This is a genomic window from Pirellulaceae bacterium (assembly GCA_029243025.1).
Lineage (GTDB): Bacteria > Planctomycetota > Planctomycetia > Pirellulales > Pirellulaceae.
Genome location: JAQWSU010000013.1, coordinates 1 through 5,771, shown reverse-complemented (window position 1 = coordinate 5,771; position 5,771 = coordinate 1). Strand labels below are relative to the sequence as shown.

The window sequence follows — 5,771 nt, the reverse complement described above, 5'->3', positions numbered from 1 at the left end:
CGGGCAATCGACAGCATTCCCCCGCGATCCCAGCAAGATCAAGGCTATTGACGTCAGGTTGTGCGCGTTGGCTCAGTGCCCAAATGCCGCGTTAATATCATCGGCGGCGGATAGGACGCAACAACCCGAGAATCGCAAACGCTGCTAAGACGAATGCCGATGGTTCCGGTACGGCTGCGACGTTCGGTTCGCGCGGCGGAAGTTCGTAGCCGCCATCCGAAAATGCAGCCACGAAGTCAGCGCTATCGAATTCAGCATCGCCGTTCCAATCACCAGTCGCCCAACCTGAATTAGCCGTCTTGCCATCCTCATATTGGCCGGTTGTAAACACCTCAACGAGATCGCCGCTGCCGAAAACTCCGTCCAGATTCGCATCGCCGACGTAGGTATTCTTGAGATCCTTTACCCAAACAGTACGGTCGTCTCCGTTGACGGCGCCGTCTTGGTTGAGGTCAAACTGCGAGTCCACAATGCCGTCTCGGACGGCGGTCGACAATCGATCAATATCAGCGGATGTAAGCAATCCATCGCCGTCGAAATCTCCGGGCAAGCCTGGAGCTTCCGAAGCCGCATCGTAATGGGCACGAATTCGTTCTTCACTTAACACCCGATCGTAGAACGCAATCTCGTCAAGCAAGCCTTCAAAGAATTGGGCGCCCTGGTTCTTATGTGAACCAATGACCCATTCCCCGTCGGCGGACTCGACACCGTTATTGCCGGGGAACTGAGGGTTCAGTTCCGACGGTTCACCATTGACAAAGAAAAGCAATTCATCGTCGTCGCCGTTCGCCGCTGCGACGAAGTGATACCACCGCTCAACCTCCACGAATTCATTTTCATTTGGATCGACAGCGTTCGTCGTCCCACCACCGATATAGGAACCAGGCTGACGATTCGCCGAGATCAGAAGATTCGATCTCCCCAATCCGCCACCATCCTTTTGAGAAATGTAAACCTGTTGATCGCGAACCACTTCGATAAACTCTCCTGGATCATCCGGGTCCTCGATCTCTTCGATTCCGGTAGTGTAGAACCAGGTTTCAATGGTCCAGTTCGTGAGTCCATCTACAGACGGATCAAAATCCAGCTCAGTGACAATACTACTGTCGCCAAAGAATTCACCGGCACTGCTACCGGCCACGCCAGACCGACCAAAGCCAACATTATTGATCTCCCAGCCAACATTATTGTTACCAGAAGAATCAGCGAGCTCGTCGGTTCCGTCTTCGTCCTCGAATCGATAATACGCAAAAGGTTTATCCTCAAGCACCGTCGACGCGTAGTCAGCTCTGGCGATCGAGCTACAACTGAACACAACCGCCATGGACAGCAACAAATAATTCTTCATCGATGAGCCCTTACTTTGAAAAATCCCGAGAAGCATTCCGCTTAACGGCATTCAACAACTCGTTTCAGAACTGCCAGCGACTTTACGTCGAAACGACAACAGCGCCAGCATACCAAAGCTGGTCAAAATCATCGACGTCGGTTCGGGAATCACCGTGATTTTCGATCCCGCCCCCATGGCAGCGATCATAACGTTGTCACCTTCAATCGCAGGTGCGCCCAGCACTGTCGTCTTGGAGAGGTGCTCGGCACGATACGCGTCAGGGGTCTCATTGAGAAATCCCAACATGGCGCCTGGCGTCAGATCGACTGCGGAAAGATTGATTGGATTGCCACCCCCACCAAAGGTTGCTGAGCTCGTGGCGTCAATGTTCACTTGGACATCATTGACCACAAAGAACGGATCGAATTGTCCGCCGTCAATCACGTTGACCAGGGGACCGTTCGTTGTTCCAGGGGCTCCGCCCACGCCATCATTCCCCGCGACCGTTAGGGTACTTCCTGACAACGTTAACGTGTTTCCATCACCCAATTGAAATCGTTGCTGACTAGGTTGTTCGAGAATTACCGGGTCATTCGCAAAAGGTCCCGGACCGATGACAGCATTATCTTCAACCGACACGTTGGGATCAATAATCGTTACGCTCGAGCTGGAAAGATCCCAGTTGGCTTCGTTAAAGATATCGTTATCGGTTGTGCCGAGCCAAACAATGTCGGCGTTAACTGCTGTATTCAGCATGGATACGATTGCAACGGCGACAAACATGTTTTTGATCATTGATGTGTCTCCAAGCGCACAAGTTCGAATTGGTTTTGCGGTTGTCACCCCAAAAAAAACACGGTTCACCGGTGGCCAAATCGCTCTGCTCAAATGAGCGGCAATCAGGCGTAAACCAATGAATCGTGTTTTCGTTAGCGTTTCCGAATTCAGCATTAACGGTATCGACGAGCCAGACAGTATCCTCATTCGGCCGGAAATCCACAACTAAATTCTTGCGTCTCCGTTGTTCATTTTATTGAACAAGCTCGAGATTGCGCCGTCAGGTTATCGCCGCAAGCCAGCAATCGAATAGCCACCCGACTGAAAAGCCATCACGAGATCACCACTGTCAAACTCGCCATCACAATTCCAATCCCCGCTAGCCCAGCCGGAATTTCCGATCAATAGGTCTTCGTATTGAGACTGTTGGAAGATATGGACCAGATCGCCGGAATCAAAAGCGCCGTCCAGATTTGCATCGCCCATCTCGGTTTCGAACAAATCTTCGATCATAAACACCAGATCGGTGGGATTGGTTTGTCCATCTCGGTTGAGGTCCATCTCGGGGCGGTTCGCCTGAACGCCCTGACAAACCAGCTCAACGTCAAGCAGATCAAGCACACCGTCAATGTTAATATCACCGGCGGAAATGGTAGCGAAGTGGAATTCTACCAATGCCGACCATTGACCGTCGGCGAACGCCCTTGCCTTGATCGTGGTGTTGTCGGTGATTCGAATCGGCTGGGAATAAAGTTGAGCGATAGTTCCTAGCTCGTTGATTTCACCACCGATTGCTCTTGGGTCACTTCCGTCGGTGGTTACGTAGGTCGTGCTATTTTCATCGGCTTCAATCTGAAGCTCAAATCCGGATGGAACCACGCCGCTCGTTTGATTGAAAAGGGGTGATTCGATTTGAGGATAAAGTCCAGTCGCCCTGAGTTGTTTTAGAAGAATGTCAGTTCTAGCGGGGAACCATTTCTGCTGCATATCCTGTAGATGGGATTCCCAAGTTTCAGGATTTCGCGGCGGAGTGATGTGAGCGTCGCCCCAGCGCGCGGACTCGGCGACGATTGCTTTACGGATCTCATCAGCCCGCGAATTCCAGAGACCTGATGCTCCTGCGGGCGAAAGAGTTCCCTCCAGAAACAGGTGCCGTTGTGCTCGGTCAGCAAATCGCAAACGGTATTCGGGATTGGCGGTTAGCTGTTGATGAATGAAGGTTGGATAGCTGAGATTATTTGTGGAGAGCACATTACGTGAAACCGAACCATCGGCAACCGTAGCGGTCGTATTGAGATCGGTGCGTTCTGAATCCCAGGCGAAAAAGACAAAACGTCCCTCATCGCGAAGTCGGCCGGCACGCCAGTTCGAACGATCCCAATCACGGTTGCCGCTGTAAAAATTGATCAGCATGTAGTCGATCAGATTTTCCTCATCGATATACTGCAGGACGGCGGCATAGTTGGTTTCGTCGGAGAGGTCTTGAGAAGCTCGCGAAACCAGTTCCAGCCAAGCCTCGGTGTTTCCACTGACGGCTTCCACTCGCCCTCCCGTGTTCCGGATATCTTTGATCACATCGTAATCATCCGGCGAACCACCGTAGTGCTCGGACATGAAGTCAGCATCGACGCGTTCAAAGAGATGGTAGAGGCCCCAGTACAGTCCATTGATGTAGAGATGTGCGTAACCTTGCAGCGAGGTCTCGTGTCCCATGGCGGTCTGGGCATCGCGATGCCATTGGTCACGAATATAAGACCCACGGTGTTGCACGGTTGGATTGATCCAGGAATCACCGTTGCCGCCGCGGAGCACAATACTGTTGAAGCTGCTGATCGTGTCGTTTCCGAACAGGGGAAATTCCAAACGGCTGGCCCCATATTCCGAACGAAAAGCAAGACGTAGATTGTGCTTCGGACGGTTGGGCCAACGACTCGCATTCCCTTGCAGTCGCACTCCGGCGTCAATTTGATAAGCGTTGGTGTTTTCGTACCCGAATAATTCAACCGACACGGGCCGTTCCCAAAAGGACCCTTTTTCTTCTGAGTTCGAGTAAATACCAACTTCGGGATCAAACCAGTCTGATCTGTCTGTCACCAAGGATACCGAAGGAAGGGACCGGAGTGCTGTCGGCAATTGAGACGAATATTGATCGTCGTTGGTAATCGCCTCGTCCATCTCGTAATCAGCGGGAATAGACGTGCGACCGGCCCATTCGGAGGGAAATCCTTCTGGTCGACGCGGCTGCTGGATGACATCGTGGACAAATAGATATGTGTGCGTTGCAATATCGCTTGGAATCATCTCGTCAGCGTACGCACGGATCCGAAGAGTCGTGGTTGTGCGAATGTCCAAAGGCTCCGTGTACAGCACCGCAGTCGGATTGTCGGGCGAAGGCGTACTGCCATCGAACGTAAAATACAGGGAGGAAGCCGTTTCATTCGTAGTCGCCGACACCATAACGGGCTGCTCGAAAAATCCTCGTTCGACGTCAACTCCTGGCGTAAGGGCGAAACCCTTGAGAGCCCCCTGGTTTGGACGGCCTGGAGTTGCCACTGGCATGTAGCCCTGCCGAGTCGATGCTCCGTCGGTTGTTGCAAGGATCAACGACCATTCGTTCAGCTGGCCGCCCACTGCAGAAAAATCATCGTTGATTTCTAATGTCCAGAGACCATTGGCTGGCTCACCCCAAAAAGCCCGGAAACTTTCTTCAGGACGGAACGTTCCGCTGAAGGGCGCCGATGCTTCATCAATCCGTTGCTCCGCATCGTCAGTGAGTCTCGTGTTCGTGAAGTGATCGCCACTGCCACCGACGTCCGAAAACAACTCAACTCGAGTTCCTGTCGGGCTGATCAAGAACGCATCGAGGTCATCCGTCCATTCATGATTAATCTTGAGATCAACAGAAATATCCTTGATGGTTCCGGTTCGATTTTCAATCTCGATCTGGCTGCGAATCCTGGAAGTCTGATTCGACGGAATTGCGATCGGAACATCATTCGCTGTGCCCCGTGTCAAGTCGCCGATGCCGAATGAAATATCGGACCGCTGCACCGGATAATCGTTTTCCGCGCTACCAAACTCGGAGATCACAACCCCCGCAGGACTAACAAGGGCAAGATACTCGCCACTTCGGCTCAATTTAAAATTGGTGTGCTGGTGACCGGCTGGGTCGACTTGGTCGCGGCCCGAAGCGAACACCACCAAGAATTCGCCTGGCTCAACTATTTGCATCGTAGGAAAGGTCCATTTCGTCAACTGCCCCGCGTCATCCGTCAACCGAAATGAGATCAGATCGACCGCCTCATCACCCGCATTATGCAACTCGATCCAGTCGGACGAGGCGCCATAGCCATCCGTTATGGTCTGTTGATTCGCCGCCATGAACTCGTTGATGACAACGTCCGCAGCGAGTAGGCGCCTTGGTTCGAGCGTTTCGAAGCGCCGTTGCAATCTTGAAGACCGCAATGTCTTGGCGAGAGAAATACCTTTCACGGAAATTCCTTCATGCATCAAAGGGTGCGGTGCACCGGATACGACCGTCGAAAACCGGGCAATCGACAGCATTCCCCCGCGATCCCAGCAAGATCAAGGCTATTGACGTCAGGTTGTGCGCGTTGGCTCAGTGCCCAAATGCCGCGTTAATATCATCGGCGGCGGATAGGAC

3 protein-coding genes are annotated in these 5,771 nt (G+C 52.5%); all 3 read right to left on the bottom strand.

The genetic code is table 11. The features are described from left to right. Positions 1–97: 97 nt before the first annotated feature. A complete protein-coding gene (locus tag P8N76_05770; GenBank protein ID MDG2381162.1) occupies positions 98–1,348 on the bottom strand; it encodes a hypothetical protein in 1,251 nt (416 codons plus the stop codon). A 51-nt stretch (positions 1,349–1,399) separates the two neighbouring features. After that, entirely contained in the window at positions 1,400–2,125 is a 726-nt protein-coding gene (locus P8N76_05765) for a PEP-CTERM sorting domain-containing protein (GenBank protein ID MDG2381161.1), read from the bottom strand. 267 nt (positions 2,126–2,392) lie between these two features. Next, a complete protein-coding gene (locus P8N76_05760) occupies positions 2,393–5,599 on the bottom strand; it encodes a CotH kinase family protein (GenBank protein ID MDG2381160.1) in 3,207 nt (1,068 codons plus the stop codon). Positions 5,600–5,771: the final 172 nt, after the last annotated feature.

Excerpts from the sequence above, each read along its gene's own strand:
- P8N76_05770 (MDG2381162.1), bottom strand. The coding sequence starts at position 1,348 with ATGAAGAATTATTTGTTGCTGTCCATGGCGGTTGTGTTCAGTTGTAGC.
- P8N76_05765 (MDG2381161.1), bottom strand. The coding sequence starts at position 2,125 with ATGATCAAAAACATGTTTGTCGCCGTTGCAATCGTATCCATGCTGAAT.